18 protein-coding genes are annotated in these 16,679 nt (G+C 71.0%); 7 read left to right on the top strand and 11 right to left on the bottom strand.

What is annotated here, in order from left to right:
• Positions 1 to 1,314, bottom strand: coding sequence for a sugar ABC transporter substrate-binding protein (locus ACFU8V_RS00695; RefSeq protein ID WP_025105359.1), 1,314 nt, complete (start codon positions 1,312 to 1,314; stop codon positions 1 to 3).
• 60 nt (positions 1,315 to 1,374) lie between these two features.
• Entirely contained in the window at positions 1,375 to 2,610 is a 1,236-nt protein-coding gene (locus tag ACFU8V_RS00690; RefSeq protein WP_378868207.1) for an aminotransferase class V-fold PLP-dependent enzyme, read from the bottom strand.
• A 166-nt stretch (positions 2,611 to 2,776) separates the two neighbouring features.
• Here ACFU8V_RS00690 and ACFU8V_RS00685 point away from each other — a divergent pair, with 166 nt between their 5' ends.
• Complete coding sequence (locus ACFU8V_RS00685; protein ID WP_025105361.1) at positions 2,777 to 3,454, top strand: FadR/GntR family transcriptional regulator; 678 nt, start codon at positions 2,777 to 2,779, stop codon at positions 3,452 to 3,454.
• Between the two features lie 104 nt (positions 3,455 to 3,558).
• On the opposite strand, the gene ACFU8V_RS00680 is transcribed toward ACFU8V_RS00685, so the two are convergent.
• Genes ACFU8V_RS00680 through ACFU8V_RS00660 form a run of 5 tightly spaced genes read right to left on the bottom strand, consistent with a single transcriptional unit; the run spans position 3,559 to position 7,371 of the window.
• Complete coding sequence (locus tag ACFU8V_RS00680) at positions 3,559 to 4,074, bottom strand: glycine cleavage system protein R (protein ID WP_025105362.1); 516 nt, start codon at positions 4,072 to 4,074, stop codon at positions 3,559 to 3,561.
• Between the two features lie 21 nt (positions 4,075 to 4,095).
• On the bottom strand, positions 4,096 to 5,154 hold the full coding sequence (locus ACFU8V_RS00675; protein ID WP_060922363.1) for a PLP-dependent cysteine synthase family protein: 1,059 nt from the start codon (positions 5,152 to 5,154) through the stop codon (positions 4,096 to 4,098).
• 23 nt (positions 5,155 to 5,177) lie between these two features.
• Positions 5,178 to 5,990: a GntR family transcriptional regulator gene (locus ACFU8V_RS00670; RefSeq protein WP_025105364.1), complete on the bottom strand. Its 813-nt coding sequence runs from the start codon at positions 5,988 to 5,990 to the stop codon at positions 5,178 to 5,180.
• Positions 5,990 to 6,394: a D-ribose pyranase gene (rbsD, locus tag ACFU8V_RS00665; protein WP_025105365.1), complete on the bottom strand. Its 405-nt coding sequence runs from the start codon at positions 6,392 to 6,394 to the stop codon at positions 5,990 to 5,992. The genes ACFU8V_RS00670 and rbsD overlap by 1 nt, the downstream gene beginning before the upstream one ends.
• A 14-nt stretch (positions 6,395 to 6,408) precedes the next feature.
• Positions 6,409 to 7,371, bottom strand: coding sequence for a ribokinase (locus tag ACFU8V_RS00660; protein ID WP_085605544.1), 963 nt, complete (start codon positions 7,369 to 7,371; stop codon positions 6,409 to 6,411).
• A 118-nt stretch (positions 7,372 to 7,489) separates the two neighbouring features.
• On the opposite strand from ACFU8V_RS00660, the gene ACFU8V_RS00655 reads away from it, so the two are divergent.
• Positions 7,490 to 8,152 carry a transaldolase family protein gene (locus ACFU8V_RS00655; protein WP_025105367.1) on the top strand — a complete coding sequence of 221 codons (663 nt, stop codon included), beginning with the start codon at positions 7,490 to 7,492 and terminating at the stop codon, positions 8,150 to 8,152.
• 4 nt (positions 8,153 to 8,156) lie between these two features.
• On the opposite strand, the gene ACFU8V_RS00650 is transcribed toward ACFU8V_RS00655, so the two are convergent.
• Positions 8,157 to 8,834, bottom strand: coding sequence for a FadR/GntR family transcriptional regulator (locus ACFU8V_RS00650; protein ID WP_378868200.1), 678 nt, complete (start codon positions 8,832 to 8,834; stop codon positions 8,157 to 8,159).
• A gap of 47 nt (positions 8,835 to 8,881) precedes the next feature.
• On the opposite strand from ACFU8V_RS00650, the gene ACFU8V_RS00645 reads away from it, so the two are divergent.
• Positions 8,882 to 9,781: an amidohydrolase gene (locus ACFU8V_RS00645; protein WP_085605540.1), complete on the top strand. Its 900-nt coding sequence runs from the start codon at positions 8,882 to 8,884 to the stop codon at positions 9,779 to 9,781.
• A gap of 312 nt (positions 9,782 to 10,093) precedes the next feature.
• On the opposite strand, the gene ACFU8V_RS00640 is transcribed toward ACFU8V_RS00645, so the two are convergent.
• Complete coding sequence (locus ACFU8V_RS00640) at positions 10,094 to 10,885, bottom strand: SDR family NAD(P)-dependent oxidoreductase (RefSeq protein WP_085605538.1); 792 nt, start codon at positions 10,883 to 10,885, stop codon at positions 10,094 to 10,096.
• Positions 10,867 to 11,727 carry a fumarylacetoacetate hydrolase family protein gene (locus tag ACFU8V_RS00635; RefSeq protein ID WP_025105371.1) on the bottom strand — a complete coding sequence of 287 codons (861 nt, stop codon included), beginning with the start codon at positions 11,725 to 11,727 and terminating at the stop codon, positions 10,867 to 10,869. Before ACFU8V_RS00635 ends, ACFU8V_RS00640 begins: the two co-directional genes overlap by 19 nt.
• A gap of 123 nt (positions 11,728 to 11,850) precedes the next feature.
• Here ACFU8V_RS00635 and ACFU8V_RS00630 point away from each other — a divergent pair, with 123 nt between their 5' ends.
• The 3 genes from ACFU8V_RS00630 to ACFU8V_RS00620 are packed head-to-tail and all read left to right on the top strand — an operon-like array spanning position 11,851 to position 14,546.
• Entirely contained in the window at positions 11,851 to 13,146 is a 1,296-nt protein-coding gene (locus ACFU8V_RS00630) for an L-fuconate dehydratase (RefSeq protein WP_303709873.1), read from the top strand.
• Positions 13,133 to 14,101 carry an aldo/keto reductase gene (locus tag ACFU8V_RS00625; protein ID WP_126894154.1) on the top strand — a complete coding sequence of 323 codons (969 nt, stop codon included), beginning with the start codon at positions 13,133 to 13,135 and terminating at the stop codon, positions 14,099 to 14,101. Before ACFU8V_RS00630 ends, ACFU8V_RS00625 begins: the two co-directional genes overlap by 14 nt.
• A gap of 25 nt (positions 14,102 to 14,126) precedes the next feature.
• Positions 14,127 to 14,546: an RbsD/FucU family protein gene (locus ACFU8V_RS00620; RefSeq protein ID WP_303709872.1), complete on the top strand. Its 420-nt coding sequence runs from the start codon at positions 14,127 to 14,129 to the stop codon at positions 14,544 to 14,546.
• Between the two features lie 8 nt (positions 14,547 to 14,554).
• Here the strand turns inward: ACFU8V_RS00620 and ACFU8V_RS00615 are convergent, their stop codons facing one another.
• Positions 14,555 to 15,556 carry a LacI family DNA-binding transcriptional regulator gene (locus tag ACFU8V_RS00615; protein WP_025105375.1) on the bottom strand — a complete coding sequence of 334 codons (1,002 nt, stop codon included), beginning with the start codon at positions 15,554 to 15,556 and terminating at the stop codon, positions 14,555 to 14,557.
• 185 nt (positions 15,557 to 15,741) lie between these two features.
• Here ACFU8V_RS00615 and ACFU8V_RS00610 point away from each other — a divergent pair, with 185 nt between their 5' ends.
• Entirely contained in the window at positions 15,742 to 16,611 is an 870-nt protein-coding gene (locus tag ACFU8V_RS00610; protein ID WP_025105376.1) for a sugar phosphate isomerase/epimerase, read from the top strand.
• Positions 16,612 to 16,679: the final 68 nt, after the last annotated feature.

Below are 16,679 nucleotides of genomic sequence, written 5' to 3'. Positions count from 1 at the left end.
TCAACCCTTCTCCGCGGCGTACTTCTCGGTCCAGAACGCGTCCCACGAGGCGAGGAGGTCCTTGGTGGACATGTTGCCCAACAGCACGCTCTGCACGTCCTGGTCGGACTTCTGGATCCACTCGGTCCACCAGCTCACGCCGCGCGGCTGACGCACGTTGACGTAGGTCTCCGGGTCCTCGGTCATGGTGACGTAGCTGGTCCAGGGGCCGGTGGAGTAGAACTCGTCGTCCGCGGCGGCCGCGATGATCGGAACGAGGCTGTTCGCCTGCGCGAACTCGGTGGCGGGCTCGGCGGACGACAGGAACTCGACGAGCTTCACCGCGGCCTCCTTGTGCTCGCTGTTCTCCGCGACACCCCAGCCGGCGACGGCGAGGGGCTGTGCGGCCTTGCCGGACGGGCCGACGAGCAGCGGCGCGGTGTCCCACTGGTCCTCGGTCAGCGAGGAGTCCTGCACCGTCGCGATGACCTCCGGGTCCTGCAGGAGGAAGGCCGTGGTGCCGTTCGTGAATCCGGCGACCATCTCGGGGTAGCCCCAGGAGACGGCCGAGGGCGGCGAGGCCTCCTTGAAGAGATCGAAGTAGTCGTCGACCGCCTCCTGCGCCTCGGGGGCGGCGAAGATCGTCGAGCCGTCCTCCATGAGGAACGCGTCCTCCGTGTCGAGGCCATCGATCGTGTAGGCCTCGATCGCGGCGACGACGTTGCTGTTCGCGTTCTGACCGCCGCGGAACGCGTACCCGTAGATGTTGTTCGACGGGTCCTGGATCGCCGACGCCTGCTCCAGCAGATCCTTCCAGCTGTGCGGCGGGCCGTCGAAGCCGGCCTGCTCGACGAGGTCGGTGCGGTAGAACAGCGACAGGCCGTAGAAGCCGTAGGGGACGAAGTAGCTCTTGCCGTCCTCGGCGACCGAGGCCGACTGCGCGTTCTCGGTGAGGGCGTCCCAGCCGTCCCACTTCTTCAGATCGGGACCGAGGTCGTAGAGCCAGCCGTTGTTCGCGAACGGCCCGACGGTGATGTCGCGCACCTCGAGCACATCGACGCCCTTGCCGGACTGCAGCATCTGCTGGATCTTCTGGTCGGCCTGCTCGGTGGGCGGGGAGACCAGGGTGACGGTGATGTCGGGGTTGTCCTTCTCGAACTCGTCGAGCAGTCCGCGGAGCAGCTCGGTACGCGCCGGGTTCGTCAGGCTCTCGACCATCTGGAGGGTGACGCTGCCGTCGCCGCCGGACGAGCCGGAGCCTCCGGAGCAGCCGGTGAGTGCGAGGACGGCGACGGTGCCGACTCCGGCTGCGGTCGTCAAGATCTTGTTCTTCACGATGTGCCTCTCGGTGGGGGTGGGTGGTGTTCGGGTGGGTCGTGCGGGAGGTGGTGCGGGTCAGGGGAGGATGAGGGCGTCGGCGGGGCGGATGCCGGCGCGGCGCAGGATCGCGGGGACGCAGCGCTCGACGAACGCCTCGATGTCGGACGCCTCCGTGTACAGGTGCGCGGACAGGCGGAAATAGCCGACGCCCCGGAAGCTCGTGAACGCGGTCTCCACGCCGACCTCGTCGAGGAGGTCCATGCGCAGCGCGTCGGCCTCCTCGCGGGTGGCGCCGAGGCCGAGCGGCAGCCGGATGAGTCGCATGGACGGCACTGGGGAGGGGAGGGGGGTCAGCGGGTCCTCGTCGCTGAAGCGGCGCAGGGCTTCCGCGATGAGCTCGGCACCGGCGTCGGCCCGTGCGGCCATGGCGTCGCGGGCGGCCGCCCATCCGAACTCCGCCTCGATGAACTCGATCGCGGTGGGGGTGGCGAGGTACGTCGTCGCGTCGATCGTGCCCTGCGTGTCGAAGCGCTCGGGGTACGGCTCGCGCGCGGCCCAGGAGTCGATCAGCGGCCAGAGCTCGTCGCGGTCGGGGGCGGTGGTGACGAGGAGGGCGGAGCCGCGAGGCGCGCAGGGCCACTTGTGCAGATTCCCGAACCACCAGTCGCCGCCGGCGACGGCCGCCGCGTCCGGGATGAGGCCGGGGGCGTGGGCGCCGTCGACGAGGGTGCGCACGCCGCGCTCGGCCGCGAGGTCGGCGATGCGGCGGGTGGGCAGCAGGCGGGCCGTGGGCGAGGTGATCTGGTCCACCACGAGCAGCCGCGCGCGCGGGGTGAGGGCGTCGGCGAAGAGCTGCACGATCTCGTCGTCATCCGCGAGCAGGGGCAGGGCGACCGTGCGGACGGCGGCGCCGAACCGGCGGGCGAGACGCTCGGCGCCCATGGTGATGGCCCCGTAGCCCTGGTCGGTCACGAGGATCTCGTCGCCGCTGTCGAGCTGGAGGGCGTTGTAGACGACCGTGGCCGCGGCGGAGGCGTTGGGCACGAACACGCTGTCCTCCGCGCGGGCGCCGACGAACGGAGCCGTCCGCTGCCTCGCCTCCTGCACCCGCTCCGCGATCCGCGGGAACCACTCCACGGGGCTCAGATCGGCACGGCGGCGCAGGGCGTCCTGATGGGCGACCACGACCGACGGCACCGCCCCGAAGGATCCGTGGTTGAGGTGGATCACCGTCGGGTCGAGGGGCCAGGCATCGCGCGCTCGCAGGCCGGAGTTCAGCGTGAGCGGAGCGGGGAACTGCGGAGCGGGCATCGGACCTCATCGGTGAGTGGGGGCGAGTTGTTGCACAACTTTGCCACACGCCTTCGGTTTTGGCTACGAAACCGCGAAGATGAAACATAGTTGTCATACGAGTTTGCGACGCCGGGGGCGTCCGACAGACTTCACGAGGGGTGGGGGAGTGGCAGAGAGGATGACGATGAGCGCACTCGACACGGCGCTGCACGGGCTGCGGGCTCTCATCGCCGACGGCGCCCTGCGCCCCGGCGACCGGCTGCCGAGCGAGGGGGAGCTGTGCGAACGGCTCGGTGTCTCGCGCGGGTCGCTCCGCGAAGCCATCCGGACCCTCGCCGCACTGGGCGTGCTGGAGACGCGGCACGGTTCCGGCAGCTATGTCAGCGAGCTCCGCGCGGCTGACCTCATCGGCAGTCTCTCCCTCACGGTCGGACTGCTGCCGATGGCCGGGGTGCTGGAGCTGACGGAGCTCCGACGGGTGCTCGAGCCGCACGCGGCGGCGCTCGCCGCGGCCCGCATCGACGACGACACGGTGGCTGCGCTCGACGCGGTGCTCACGGAGATCGAGTCGACGACGGACTTCGAGGCGCAGTCCCGCCTCGACCACGAGTTCCACATGGCCATCTCGTCGGTCGCGGGCAACGAGGCCCTGACGAGCCTGATCGACGTGCTGCGCTCCCGCTCCCGTGCCTACCGGATCTCCGACCCGGAGGATGCCGCGGAGCTCAAGATCCACTCCGACGCCGGCCACCGCGCGATCCTCCGCGGCCTCGCCGCCGCGGATCCGGTGGCCGCCTCGGCCGCCGCGTCCGCCCACGTCGCCTACACCGAGTACTGGGTGCGGCGGTACTCCGGCCTCTGACTCCTGGTTTCCCGGCCGAGCCACCCTCTTTCGCGCGCCCCGGCCCTATTCGGACGTCCGGAAGGGGGTGGGCGGCACCGAAGGGGGTGGGTCGGCGAACGGAGTCAGCCGAGCGTGATGTCGACCTGGATCTCGGACGCGAGGCGCTCCAGGTCGGCACGCAGGGCGTCGAGGTCGACCGTCGGCGGGACCTTCGCGATCACCGAGGCCTCGAACAGCCGCCCGCCGGCCATCGCGGCCTCCCGGGTCTCGGTCGTGAGCTCCTCGATGCTCAGGGCATGCGCGTTCAGCACCGCCGAGACCTCGCGCACGATGCCGGGGCGGTCGTTGCCGAGCACCTGCATCACGAGCAGCTGCTCCTCGTCCTCGGACGGCCCTGGCGTGCCGGTGAGCACCGAGAGCGTGAGCAGACCCTGGCCCTGGATCCCCCGGAGCGCGGTCTCGAGCTCCCCGGTGCGCTCCGTCGGCACGGACACCTCGATGACACCCGCGAACGTGCCGGCGAGCTCGGCGAGGGAGCTGTTCTCCCAGTTGCCGCCATGGGCATCGACGACATCGGCGACGGCGGCCACGAGGCCCGGACGATCGGCACCCGCGACAGTGAGGATGAGTGTGGTCATGGGGTCAGCGTAACCCGAGGATCAGTCCGCCCAGACCCCGGTCTCCAGGAATCGCTCCAGCCGCGCACGGTGCGGGGCGAGGTCCCACCCCTGCTGCGCGACCCACTCGTCCGAGTAGTACGTGCCGGCGTACCGCACACCGCTGTCGCAGATCAGGGTCACGACGCTGCCGGTCTCGCCCGCGGCACGCATCCGGGCGATGAGCTGGAACGCGCCGTAGAGGTTCGTGCCGGTGGAGCCGCCCGCCCAGTGCAGGGTGCGCTCGCGAAGGAGCCGGATCGCGGCGATGGAGCCCGCGTCCGGCACCTGGATCATCTCGTCGATCACGGACGGCACGAAGGAGGCCTCCACCCGCGGCCGCCCGATGCCCTCGATGCGGCTCGGGTGTCCGGCCGGCGGGTCGACCGTGCCCGCCCAGCCGTCGTAGAAGGCCGAGCCCTCGGGGTCGACGACGGCGATCCTGGTGTCATGGCGGCGGTACTTCACGTAGCGGCCGAAGGTGGCGCTGGTGCCCCCGGTGCCGGCGCCCGTGACGATCCAGCGGGGGATCGGATGCCGCTCCTGGGCGAGCTGGCCGAACACGCTGTCGGCGATGTTGTTGTTGCCGCGCCAGTCGGTCGCACGCTCCGCGTAGGTGAACTGGTCGAGGTAGTGCCCGGTGCAGTCCGCCGCCAGGCGCTGCGCCTCGGGGGACATGTCCTCCGCGCGATCCACGAAATGGCAGGTGCCGCCGTAGAACTCGATGAGGTCGATCTTCTCCTGCACCGTCGATCGGGGCACGACCGTAATGAACTTCAGCCCCAGCATCCGGGCGAAGTAGGCCTCCGACACCGCGGTCGACCCGCTCGACGACTCCACGAGGGTCGTGTCCTCGCGGATGCGCCCGTTGACGAGTCCGTACAGGAGGAGGGAGCGCGCGAGGCGGTGCTTGAGGGAGCCGGTCGGGTGCACCGACTCGTCCTTGAGGTAGAGGTCGATGCCCCACTCCGGCGGCAGCGGGAACAGGTGCAGGTGCGTGTCGGCGCTGCGGTTGGCATCGGCTTCCAGCAGGGCGATCGCGGTGCTGGTCCAGTCGCTCATGCCCTCGAGCGTACCGGCCGGGGTCAGCCCACCGTGCCCGCCGGGGAGGCACCGCCCGATCCGTCCACGTGCATCAGCGAGGCCTGGGACTGCTCCTGCTGGAGCTGGAACTCGAAGCGCGAGCGGTCGCCGCGGTGGTACGCGATGAAGTACTCGATCGGCAGGCCATCCTCACTGCGGCTGATGCTGCGCAGGCGGAGGAGGGCGGAGCCGGCGCTCACACCGAGATGCTGAGCCTGCTCGTGCGTGGCGACCGTCGCCTCCGCGGAGCGGACGCCGTGCGTGGCGATGATGCCGTGGTCGGCGAGCAGCCGGTACAGCGACGCCTCGGTGAGGTCGGCGCCGAGCGTCACCGCTCCCACCGCCTCCGGCATCCACGTGGTCGAGAGCGACCAGGGCTCGCCGTCGACGTGCCGCAGCCGCTCCAGCACGATCACCGGCGATCCGACCGGCACCTCGAGGGCGAGGGCGACCTCCTCGTCGGCGACGGTCTGCTCGTGCCGGAGGACGTCGCTGTGCACGTGCCCGCCGCGCCGCTCGACGTCGTCGTACAGCCCGACGAGCGTGTGCACGAGACTCTCGCTCGTGCGCGGGCGGGAGACGAACGTACCCTTGCCCTTCACGCGCTCGACGAGTCCCTCGTGCTCGAGCTGGGCGAGCGCCTGGCGCACGACCGTGCGGGAGATGCCGTAGCGCTCGCACAGCCGGTGCTCGCCGGGAAGAGGATCGCCCGGCTGCAGACCGTCGCGGGCGATGCCGTCGATGATGAGCTGCCGGAGCTGGTCGTACATCGGCGCCGCGCTGTGGCGGTCGATCGCATCCTCGATGAGAGACATCAGTACGCCACCCCCGCGTGCAGGATCACGTTCGCATACGGGGTGAACTCCCCCGAGCGCACGAAGGCACGGGCGGCGTGCGTGCGCTCCTTGAACTCGACGTGCGGGACGAGCTCGATCTCGAAGCCTGCGTCGGCGAAGCGCTCGCGCAGGGCGTCGAGCACCTCCGGACTCTTCTCGGCGACCTCGGCCGACACCGTCGCCCCCTCGACCACGAGCTCCGCGAGCACCGTGTCGAGCACGTCGAGGAACGCGGGAGCGCCGGGACGGTAGGCGAGGTCGATGCGCTCGGAGCCCGGCGGGATCGGCAGCCCGGCGTCCGTCACGACGATCAGATCGGTGTGCCCGGTCTCGCTGATGACGCGGGAGAGCGCGGGGTTGATCGTGGTCGAGGTCTTGCGCATCGTGTGCTCCTGGTTCAGTTCGCGACGGGGGCCGCGGTGCGCGCGGCGAGGAAGGCCTCGACGTCGGCGCGGTGGGGGAGGCTCGGTGACGCCCCCTGCTTCGTGACGGTGAGGGCGCCCGCGGCGGTCGCCAGCCGCACCGCATCGGTGAGGGCCGCTCCGCTCGCGAGCGCGGCACCGAGGTAGCCGGCGTAGGCGTCGCCCGCGGCGGTGGTGTCGACCGCCTCCACGGGGAACGGCGGGACGACGGTGGCGCCTTCGGTGGTGACGACGCACGACCCCTGCCCGGCCAGGGTGATGACCGCGGCGCCCACGCCCTGCTCCAGGAACCAGTGCCCGGCGCGCTCGGCGGAGGCGGCGTCGGTCACCTCGATGCCGCTGATGAGTGACGCCTCGGTCTCGTTCGGGGTGACGATGTCGATGCTGCGCCAGATCTCCGGTGCCAGCTCCGCCGCCGGTGCCGGGTCGAGGATCACGGTCATCCCGTGCTCGCGACCGCGCGCGGTGATGTGCGCGGTCAGCGCGGACGGGGTTTCGAGCTGGGTGAGCAGGACGGAGGTCGTCGGGGCGAGAGCCGCGAGGGCCTCGTCGATCTGCGCCGTGCTGAGGGCGGCGTTGGCGAGCGGCACCATGACGATGTCGTTCTGCGCGGAGGCGTCGACGCGGATGTGCGCGATGCCGGTGGGGCCCGGCACGGTACGCAGGTGCGCGAGGTCGACGCCGGCCGCGGTGAGCCCGTCCACCACGAGGTCGTGGAACAGGTCGTCGCCGACGCAGCCGACGAAGCTCGTGCGGGCGCCGGAGCGCCCGGCCGCGACGGCCTGGTTCGCGCCCTTGCCGCCGAGCATCAGCGTGAACTCGTCGCCGAGGATGGTCTCGCCGCGGGCGGGGAGCCGCTGGGAGAAGGTCGTGACGTCGGCCGTCACGCTGCCGACGATGACGACGCCGGAGCGGTCGCCGGGGTGTGCGGGTGTCATCTCGCTCCTGATCCTCCTCGACAGCGCGGGGCTCCCGGTCTTTGACAAGGTTCGGGAGCTGTCATTACATTAGCCGAAGCCCCACCTGTAACGACAGGTTGCCCGCGAGGAGACCCCGATGACCGCGATCGCCCCCCGCCTGTACGTCGACAGCGCCGACACCGACCGCGTCTCGCGGCTGCTCTCCGCCGGGGTGGTGCACGGCGTCACGACGAACCCCACGATCCTCGAGCGCGGCGGGCGGACGGCCGCGGAGATCCCCGACCTCTATGCCCGCTGGGTGGACGAGGGAGCACGGGAGGTCTTCTTCCAGACGTGGGGCGGCGACACGGACTCCTTCCTCCGGAACGCGGAGGGCATCCGCGCGCTCGGCGACCGGGTGGCGGTCAAGGTGCCCGCGACCGCAGCGGGTTTCGCGGCGGCCTCGGCCCTCGTCCGCGACGGGGCCACGGTCCTCGTCACGGCGGTCTACTCCGTCGCGCAGGCGCTCGCGTGCGCCTCGATCGGCGCCCAGTACATCGCGCCCTACCTCGGACGCATGCGCGACGCGGGCATGGACGGCGACGCGCTCATCGCCCGGATGCAGGAGATGTGCGCGGGCAGCGGCTCCAACGTCCTCGCCGCCTCCCTGCGCTCCGCCGACGACATCACGGGGCTGCGCGCAGCCGGGGTGCCCTACTTCACCGCCGCGCCCGACGTGCTCGACCAGCTGCTGTTCCACGAGGTGAGCGACAGCTCGGCAGCGGAGTTCGACGCCGCGATGCAGCGCCTCGGGGCCTGACGGCTCAAGCCGACGCGGCCTGCCGCAGCCACCGTTCGACACCCGCGATGTGGGCCGTGGCGAGGGAGGTCGCCAGCGCCGAGTCGCGCTGGGCGATGGCATCGGCGATGGCGCGGTGCTCCGACAGGGTGCGCTCCACGGCGCCGCCCTCCGTGAGACCCCGCCACACGCGCGCCCGGACCGTCTGGCTGCTCAGGTGCTCGATGAGGCTCGCGAGGTAGGCGTTGCCCGCCATGCCCACGATCTCGCGGTGGAAGCGGATGTCGTGGTCGACGAGCTCCTCGATCCCGACGGACGCGTCGACGGCCTCTACCTCCTCCTGCAGGGCCGCGATCGCCTCCTCCGTGCCGAGGGTCGCCGCGAGACCGGTGGCCTGCGATTCGAGCATCCGGCGGACGGCGAACATCTCCAGCATCGAGTCGTCGTCGTGCATGTCCACGACGAAGGCGATCGCCTCCAGCAGCAGGTGCGGCTCCAGGCTCGTGACGTAGGTGCCGTCGCCGCGGCGTACGTCGAGCACGCGGATGACCTCCAGTGCCTTGACCGCCTCGCGCATGGAGTTGCGGGAGAGGCCGAGGCGCTCGGACAGCTCCTTCTCCGGGGGCAGGCGATCGCCGGGGGCCAGTTCGCCCGACACGATCATCGCCTTGATCTTCTCGATCGCCTCGTCCGTGACTGCCATGGCGCTCATCCTCGCACAACATCCGATGTCTGCGGCAGGATGGGGACATGCGCATCCTCGACTCGCACCTGCACCTGTGGGACCCGGAAGCCCTCGGGTACACGTGGCTCGAAGGACCGCTCGCGGGGCGCTTCGGCGCCGACGAGCTCGAGCGTGCGCGGGTGGAGCGGGCCACGGACGAGCGGGCCGTGTTCGTGCAGGCCGAGACCATCGAGGATGACTTCCTCGCGGAGGTGCGGTGGGTGGCCGGGCAGGCGGAGCGGCTCGGGGTGGTCGGCATCGTCGCCGGCGCTCGGCTCGATCGCGGTACCGACACCACGGTGCACCTGGAGAGTCTCACCGCGGAGCCCCTGGTGGTCGGGGTGCGTCACCTCCTGCAGGGGGAGCCGGACGGCGTGATGCTCTCGTCGGCCTTCATCACCGGAGCCCGGGAGGTCGCGGCGCACGGGTGGACCTTCGACGCGTGCGTGCGTGCCGCGCAGCTCCCGGACCTCGCACGACTGTCGGGCGCGATCCCCGAGCTGCGGATCGTGCTCGACCACCTGGGCAAGCCGGAGGTCGGGACGGCTTCTGCTCCGCGCACGCCCTCGGTGGAGTGGGAGCGGGACCTCGCCGAGCTCGCGCGACACCCCGGGGTGTTCTGCAAGGTGTCCGGACTGCCCGCGGAGGCCGGAGGGGACTGGAGCCTCGCGCAGCTCGAACCCTTCCTCGACACCGCGGCCGACGTCTTCGGTCCCGAGCGCCTGATGTGGGGGAGCGACTGGCCCGTGTCGGCGGTCGGCCCCGTCGAGCATGACGGCCCGCACGCTCCCGCCGACGGTGCGCCGGTGTATCAGCCGTCTGCCCGCAGCCGCTGGGCCGACGCCGTGGCGACGTGGGCCTCCTCCCGCGGCATCGATCACGACGCCCTCTTCCACGTCACCGCCACCTCCGTCTACTCCCTCTAACCCCCCGCCCCCTTACGCGGGGGAGTGCGATATGCCACCTCCGGAGCCCCGTCCGGGCCCGTTTCTGATCCCGGCCGGATGGGTGCCGTGCCGCTCACGGTCGTCCCTCCAGAGCGCCTCGGGGCGTGCGGGGCGGGCTTCAGGAGCGATTCTGATCCCGCCGGCGCGGCGAGGCGGCGTGCGGGATGAGAAAGGGGCGTGCGGGACGGGATGGGGGAGCGGAATTGATCCCGGCTGGGGGCGGAACGGCGGGACGGGACGGGGACGGCCCGGGGTCTCGCGGGGTGACACCGGGCCGTCGGGGAGATCGGGTCACTCGGGGCGGAGGCGGAGCTGCGCCATCCCCCCGTCGACCTCGATGAAGGTGCCCGTGGTGGAGCCCGCGGCGGGACTCACGAGGTAGGCCACCGCGGCGGCGACCTCGTCGGGGCTCACCAGGCGTCCGTGGGGCTGTCGTGCCTCCAACGCGGCCCGCTCGGCGGCGGGGTCGGCCGCGGAGTCGAGCAGTCGTCCGACCCAGGGCGTGTCCGCCGTGCCGGGGTTGACCGCATTGACGCGGATGCCCTCGCGCAGGTGGTCGGCGGCCATCGCGCGGGTCAGAGCCGACACGGCGCCCTTCGACGCGGAGTAAAGGGCCCGCTGCGGGAGCCCGGTGGTCGAGGCGATCGAGGCCGTGTTGCACACCGCGGCGGCCGGGGACTTCCGCAGCCAGGGCAGTGCCGCCGACGTCACCCGTGCGATGCCGGTGACGTTGATGGAGAGGACGCGGGCCCACTCGTCGTCGTCGTTCGCGGCGATGTCGCCCTGTGCGCCGATGCCGGCGTTGTTGACGACGATGTCGATGCGGCCGAAGCGCTCGGCGACGGCGGCGACGGCGGCGTCCACGCTCGCGCGGTCGGAGACGTCGGCGGTGAACGCGGCGAAGCGCTCGTCGGCGTGGGTGGTGTCGCGGTCGAGGACCGCGACGGTGACGCCGTCCGCGTGCAGACGGTCGGCGATCGCCGCGCCGATGCCGGAGGCGCCACCGGTGACGATGGCCACGAGTCCTTCCGTGCCGCCGTCGGGTCCCTGAGCCTGTCGAAGGGTCACTTCTCTGCCTCCCATGCGATGAAGTCCTGGCGCTGGCGGCCGAGGCCGTCGATCTCGATCTCGACCACGTCGCCCGCCGCCAGGTAGGGGTACTTGCCGGACAGGGCCACGCCCTGCGGGGTGCCGGTGAGGATCAGATCACCGGGCTCGAGCGTCACGTACTGCGACAGGTGGTGCACGATCTGCTCGACCGTGAAGATCATGTCGCTCGTGTTCGAGTCCTGTCGCGGCTCGCCGTTCACGAAGCTGCGGAGGCCGAGCGCCTGGTGGTCGACCTCGTCCGGCGTGACCAGCCACGGACCTGTGGGGTTGAAGCCGAAGGCGATCTTGCCCTTCGACCACTGCCCGCCGGAGACCGCCATCTGGAAGTCGCGCTCCGACACGTCGTTCGCGGCGACGAAGCCGGCGACGTGCGCCATCGACTCCTCCGGGGAGTCGAGGTAGGCCGTGCGTGTGCCGATGACGATGCCGAGCTCGACCTCCCAGTCGGTCTTCTCGCTCCCGCGCGGGATCGTCACGGTGTCGTTCGGGCCGACGACGGTGTTGGGGGTCTTGAGGAAGATGATGGGGATGGTCGGCGGCTCCGACCCCGACTCCGCGGCGTGGGCGGCGTAGTTCATCCCGATGCAGATCACCGCGCTCGGGCGGGCGATCGGGGCGCCGATGCGCATCGTCGCGGCGTCCGGCAGCTCGGAGAGCTCCCCGGCGTCGCGGGCGGCGGCGACGCGGGCGACGAAGTCTCCCGCAAGGAAGTCGCCGTTGACATCGGATGTCACCGGGCGGAGGTCGAGGTAGCGGTCACCCTCCAGGAGGACGGGGATCTCCGCCCCCGGGGTGCCGAGCCGCGCGAACTTCATGATTCTCCTGATCGTTCGGGAGGCCGCTGCTCAGCGGCCGGTCTCGTTGACAGTATAGACATCGGATGTTTACACTCCAAGAGATCCGCGCGGAAGAATGACCCGCGCATGGAGAGGAACCCCGTGAGCCGTATCGTCGCCCTCGACACCACCGACATCCGCTTCCCCACGTCGCTGAGCCTGGACGGCTCCGACGCGATGAACCCGGACCCCGACTACTCCGCCGCGTACGTCATCGTCCGCACGGACGCCGGCGACGGCATCGAGGGGCACGCCTTCGTCTTCACGATCGGCCGCGGCAACGACGTGCAGGTCGCCGCCATCGACGCGCTCGCCGGGCACCTCGTCGGGCGTGAGATCGAGCCGCTGCTCGACGACATGGGCGGCACGTTCCGCGAGATCATCGGCGACTCGCAGCTCCGCTGGCTGGGCCCGGAGAAGGGCGTCATGCACATGGCCATCGGCGCGGTCGTCAACGCGCTGTGGGACATCAAGGCCAAGCGCGCGGGCCTGCCGCTCTGGCAGCTGCTCGCCCGGATGACCCCGGAGGAGCTCGTCGATCTCGTCGACTTCCGCTACCTCACCAACGCCCTCACCCGCGAGGAGGCGCTGGAGATCCTGCGCGCGGCGGAGCCCGGCCGGGCCGAGCGCGAGCAGCAGCTCCTCGCCACCGGCTACCCCGGCTACACGACCAGCCCCGGCTGGCTCGGCTACTCCGACGAGAAGCTCGAGCGCCTCGCCCGCGAGGCCATGGCCGACGGCTTCACGCAGATCAAGCTCAAGGTCGGTGCCGACCTCGACGACGACATCCGCCGCTTCCGCAAGGCGCGCGAGGTGTGCGGCCCGGACTTCCCCATCGCGATCGACGCGAACCAGCGCTGGGAGGTGTCCGAGGCGATCGAATGGGTGAACGCGCTCGCCGAGTTCGACCCCGCCTGGATCGAGGAGCCCACGAGCCCCGACGACATCCTCGGCCACGCCGAGATCGCCCGCGGCGTCGCGCCCATCCGGGTTGCCACCGGTGAGCACGCGCAGAACCGGATGATCTTCAAGCAGCTCCTGCAGGCCGACGCGATCTCGGTCATGCAGATCGACGCCGTCCGCGTCGCGGGAGTCAACGAGAACATCGCCAACCTGCTGCTCGCGGCGAAGTTTGACGTGCCGGTGTGCCCGCATGCCGGCGGCGTCGGGCTGTGCGAGGCCGTGCAGCACCTGTCGATGTTCGATTTCGTCGCCGTCTCCGGCACCCGCGAGGGCCGCCTGATCGAGTTCGTCGACCACCTGCACGAGCACTTCGTCGTGCCGACCGACATCCAGGGCGGTTCCTACATGGCTCCCACCGCACCGGGCACGGGTATGGAGATGAAGGCCGACAGCATCGCGGAGTACACCTGGACGGGTGCGCATGTCCACGCCTGACCGCCTGACCGTCCCGACGCTCGGCTACGGTGCCGCGAACGTCGGCAACCTCTTCCGTGAGCTGTCCGACGACGACGCGTGGGCGGTGCTGGACGCGGCGTGGGAGAGCGGCATCCGCTTCTACGACACCGCTCCGCACTACGGCCTCGGGCTCTCCGAGCGTCGTCTGGGTGCCTTCCTGCAGACCAAGCCGCGGGACGAGTACGTGCTCTCGACCAAGGTCGGCCGGCTGCTGCGCCCGAACCCCGACCACGCCGGCGGCCTCGACACCGCGAACGACTTCCACGTGCCGGACGACCTCCAGCGCGTGTGGGATTTCTCGGCGGACGGCATCCGGACGAGCCTGGACGAGTCCCGCGAGCGGCTCGGCATCGAGCGCATCGACCTTCTCTATCTGCACGACCCGGAGCGGCACGACCTCGACCTCGCGCTCGCCGAGGCTCTTCCTGCCCTGGAGCAGCTGCGCGCGGACGGCGAGGTGACCGCGATCGGCATCGGGTCGATGGTGTCGGACGCCCTCGCGGCATCCGTGCGCTCCGCCGACCTCGACCTCGTGATGGTGGCCGGTCGGTACACGCTGCTGGAGCAGCCCGCCGCGGTCGACGTGCTGCCCGCGTGCCGCGAGACCGGGACGGGGATCGTCGCGGCGTCCGTGTTCAACTCCGGACTCCTCGCGGCGAACGAGCCGCGGAGGGACGGCCGGTACGAGTACGGACAGCTCCCCGACGAGCTGTGGGACCGCCTCGTGCGCATCGCTGCGGTGTGCGCCGATCACGACGTGCCCCTGCCGGCCGCGGCGATCCGGTTCCCGCTCCAGTCCGACGTGGTGCGCTCCGTGGTGGTCGGCGGCAGTCGCCCGGCGCAGCTCCGGCAGAACGCGGAGTACGCTGCCCGGGAGATCCCGTCGGCCCTGTGGGAGAACCTCGCGGCCGAGGGCCTGATCCCCGCCTCCTGACCTCCATCCACCGAGAGGAGCCGCCGTGCTCGAAGGAATCCACCCGCTGCTGACCGGGGAGCTGCTGCTGCATCTCGACCGGATGGGGCACTCTGACGCCGTGGTCGTCGCCGACGCGCACTTCCCGGCCTGGGGTCTCGGGGCGCGCGTGGTCGATCTTCCCGGCACCACCACGCCCGAGGTCGTCGCGGCCATCCGCAGCGTGCTGCCGCTCGACGACGCGCCGGGCATCGATCTGATGACCTCTGCCGACGGCGAGGTGCTGGACGTGCAGCGCGAACTCATGGCCGCCGCCGGCACGGAACTCGACACCACGCGCTTCGTCGAGCGCTTCGCGTACTACGAGGTGGCGAAGGAGGCGTATCTGACGGTGCGCACGGGAGAGACGCGGAAGTACGGCAACGCGCTCCTCCGAAAGGGCGTGGTCGGCCACCCCTCGGCCTGACCCGGGGTTCAGCGCCCGACGGTCGACTCCCGCACGATGAGCTCGGCGGGGAACGGCGTGGGCGCCGGAGGCGCGGCGGTCGGATCGGCGAGGAGCTGCAGCAGCGCGGCCCCGGCGGCGCGACCGATCTCGTAGCCGGGCTGCCGGACGCTCGTCAGCGGCACCACGCCCTGGTGTGCGGCGGCCACGTCGTCGAACCCGACGAGGGCGATCTCCTCCGGCACCCGGATGCCGTGGCGGAGCAACTGCGTCAGCACACCGAGGGCCACCCCGTCGTTCGCGGCGAAGACCGCGTCCGGGCGCTCCTCCGCGGGAAGCTCCGCCAGGTGCGCCCCGGCCCGGAGGCCGTCTTCGGTCGTGAGATGCTCGACGTCGAGGACGGAGACGCGGGCGTCGGTCCCCGCCACCGCGTCGCGCAGCCCGGCGAGACGATCGTTCGACTGGCTCACCGTCGGGGCTCCGAGGAACAGGATGCGGCGACGGCCGAGGGAGAGCAGGTGCTCCCCGGCCAGGCGTCCGCCGCCGCGGTCGTCGAAGGTGACCGCGGCGACGGAAGGCGAATCCCGGATGGGGCCGACGACCACCGAGCGGATCCCGCGGGTAGCGAGCTGTTCCAGCCGTGGCACGACATCGCCGCGTGGGTAGATCACGATGCCCTGCACCCGGTGGGCCTCGAACATGTCGATGTTCTGCTCTTCGCGAGCGGCATCGCGGGCGCTGTCGCTGAAGAAGAGCGACCAGCCGCCCTCACGGGCCACGTCGTCGACGCCGCGGGACAGGTCGTTGAAGTAGGGCAGCCAGGCGTCGAGGAGGATGAGGGCGAGGGCCTTGCTCGATCCTGCGCGGAGTTGGCGGGCCGACTCGTTCGGCACGAAGCCGAGCTCGGCGATCGCCGCCCGCACCCGCTCCCGGCTGGCGGCCCCGAGGACGTGCGGGTGGTTGAGGTAGTTCGACACGGTCGATGCCGAGACCCCCGCGAGAGCCGCGACATCCTTCACGCTCGCGGACATGGGCCTCCTTCGGCGATGGACCGCAGGCGCGGCCGGATGAGGCCCAGGCTAGCGGACCAGTTGTAACGTGCCAAGAAAGTTCTTGACACCCCGACGGATGGCGACGTAGCGTGACTCGCACACGGGGCTTGTAACGTGCCAAGTCCGCGCGGCGACGGTGCCGGACACCCGCCGGAGGAGCGCTCATGAACATCGGCTGCCACGGACTCGTCTGGACGGGGACCTTCGACGCGGACGGCATCCGGCTCGCGGTCGAGAAGACTAAGCAGGCGGGCTTCGACCTCATCGAGTTCCCGCTGATGGACCCGTTCTCGTTCGACGTCGCCGCCGCCCGGGCCGCCCTCGCGGAGCACGGACTCGCGGTCAGCGCCTCGCTCGGGCTCTCCAACGAGACCGACATCACGAGCAGTGACCCTGTCGTGGTCGCCGCGGGCGAGGCGCTCCTGCTCCGCGCGATCGACGTGCTCGCCGAGCTCGGCGGTACGCACTTCTGCGGGGTGATCTACAGCGCGATGAAGAAGTACATGGATCCGGTCACGCCCGAGGGTCTCGCATCGAGCCGTCGCACGATCGCCCGGGTGGCCGACCATGCCGCCGAGCGGGGGGTCTCGGTCTCGCTCGAGGTCGTCAACCGCTACGAGACCAACGTGCTGAACACCGCACGGCAGGCGCTGGCGTACCTCGGCGAGGTCGACCGCCCGAACCTCGGGATCCACCTGGACACGTACCACATGAACATCGAGGAGTCGGATATGTTCGCGCCGGTGCTCGATGCGGCTCCCGCCCTGCGGTACGTGCACATCGGCGAGAGCCACCGCGGCTATCTCGGCACCGGGACGGTCGACTTCGACACGTTCTTCAAGGCGCTCGGGCGCATCGGCTACGACGGCCCCATCGTGTTTGAGTCGTTCTCCTCGGCGGTGGTGGCGCCCGACCTCAGCCGCATGCTCGGCATCTGGCGCAACCTCTGGACCGACAACCACGAGCTGGGTGCGCACGCGAACGCCTACATCCGCGACAAGCTCGTCGCGGTGGACTCGATCCGCCTCCACTGACCTCCGGGCGGCGGTTCGAGATCAAGATGTTATTACAGGTCTTCCCTCGCCGCCGATCGTTAGATACA

The sequence above is a fragment of the Microbacterium sp. NPDC057658 genome (genome assembly GCF_042799975.1).
Classification (GTDB): Bacteria; Actinomycetota; Actinomycetes; order Actinomycetales; family Microbacteriaceae; genus Microbacterium.
Note: the sequence above shows the minus strand (reverse complement) of the source record. Positions and strands in the feature narration are given on the sequence as shown.

Excerpts from the sequence above, each read along its gene's own strand:
- ACFU8V_RS00690 (WP_378868207.1), bottom strand. The coding sequence starts at position 2,610 with ATGCCCGCTCCGCAGTTCCCCGCTCCGCTCACGCTGAACTCCGGCCTG.
- ACFU8V_RS00685 (WP_025105361.1), top strand. The coding sequence starts at position 2,777 with ATGAGCGCACTCGACACGGCGCTGCACGGGCTGCGGGCTCTCATCGCC.
- ACFU8V_RS00680 (WP_025105362.1), bottom strand. The coding sequence starts at position 4,074 with ATGACCACACTCATCCTCACTGTCGCGGGTGCCGATCGTCCGGGCCTC.
- ACFU8V_RS00675 (WP_060922363.1), bottom strand. The coding sequence starts at position 5,154 with ATGAGCGACTGGACCAGCACCGCGATCGCCCTGCTGGAAGCCGATGCC.
- ACFU8V_RS00670 (WP_025105364.1), bottom strand. The coding sequence starts at position 5,990 with ATGTCTCTCATCGAGGATGCGATCGACCGCCACAGCGCGGCGCCGATG.
- rbsD (WP_025105365.1), bottom strand. The coding sequence starts at position 6,394 with ATGCGCAAGACCTCGACCACGATCAACCCCGCGCTCTCCCGCGTCATC.
- ACFU8V_RS00660 (WP_085605544.1), bottom strand. The coding sequence starts at position 7,371 with ATGACACCCGCACACCCCGGCGACCGCTCCGGCGTCGTCATCGTCGGC.
- ACFU8V_RS00655 (WP_025105367.1), top strand. The coding sequence starts at position 7,490 with ATGACCGCGATCGCCCCCCGCCTGTACGTCGACAGCGCCGACACCGAC.
- ACFU8V_RS00650 (WP_378868200.1), bottom strand. The coding sequence starts at position 8,834 with ATGGCAGTCACGGACGAGGCGATCGAGAAGATCAAGGCGATGATCGTG.
- ACFU8V_RS00645 (WP_085605540.1), top strand. The coding sequence starts at position 8,882 with ATGCGCATCCTCGACTCGCACCTGCACCTGTGGGACCCGGAAGCCCTC.
- ACFU8V_RS00640 (WP_085605538.1), bottom strand. The coding sequence starts at position 10,885 with ATGGGAGGCAGAGAAGTGACCCTTCGACAGGCTCAGGGACCCGACGGC.
- ACFU8V_RS00635 (WP_025105371.1), bottom strand. The coding sequence starts at position 11,727 with ATGAAGTTCGCGCGGCTCGGCACCCCGGGGGCGGAGATCCCCGTCCTC.
- ACFU8V_RS00625 (WP_126894154.1), top strand. The coding sequence starts at position 13,133 with ATGTCCACGCCTGACCGCCTGACCGTCCCGACGCTCGGCTACGGTGCC.
- ACFU8V_RS00615 (WP_025105375.1), bottom strand. The coding sequence starts at position 15,556 with ATGTCCGCGAGCGTGAAGGATGTCGCGGCTCTCGCGGGGGTCTCGGCA.
- ACFU8V_RS00610 (WP_025105376.1), top strand. The coding sequence starts at position 15,742 with ATGAACATCGGCTGCCACGGACTCGTCTGGACGGGGACCTTCGACGCG.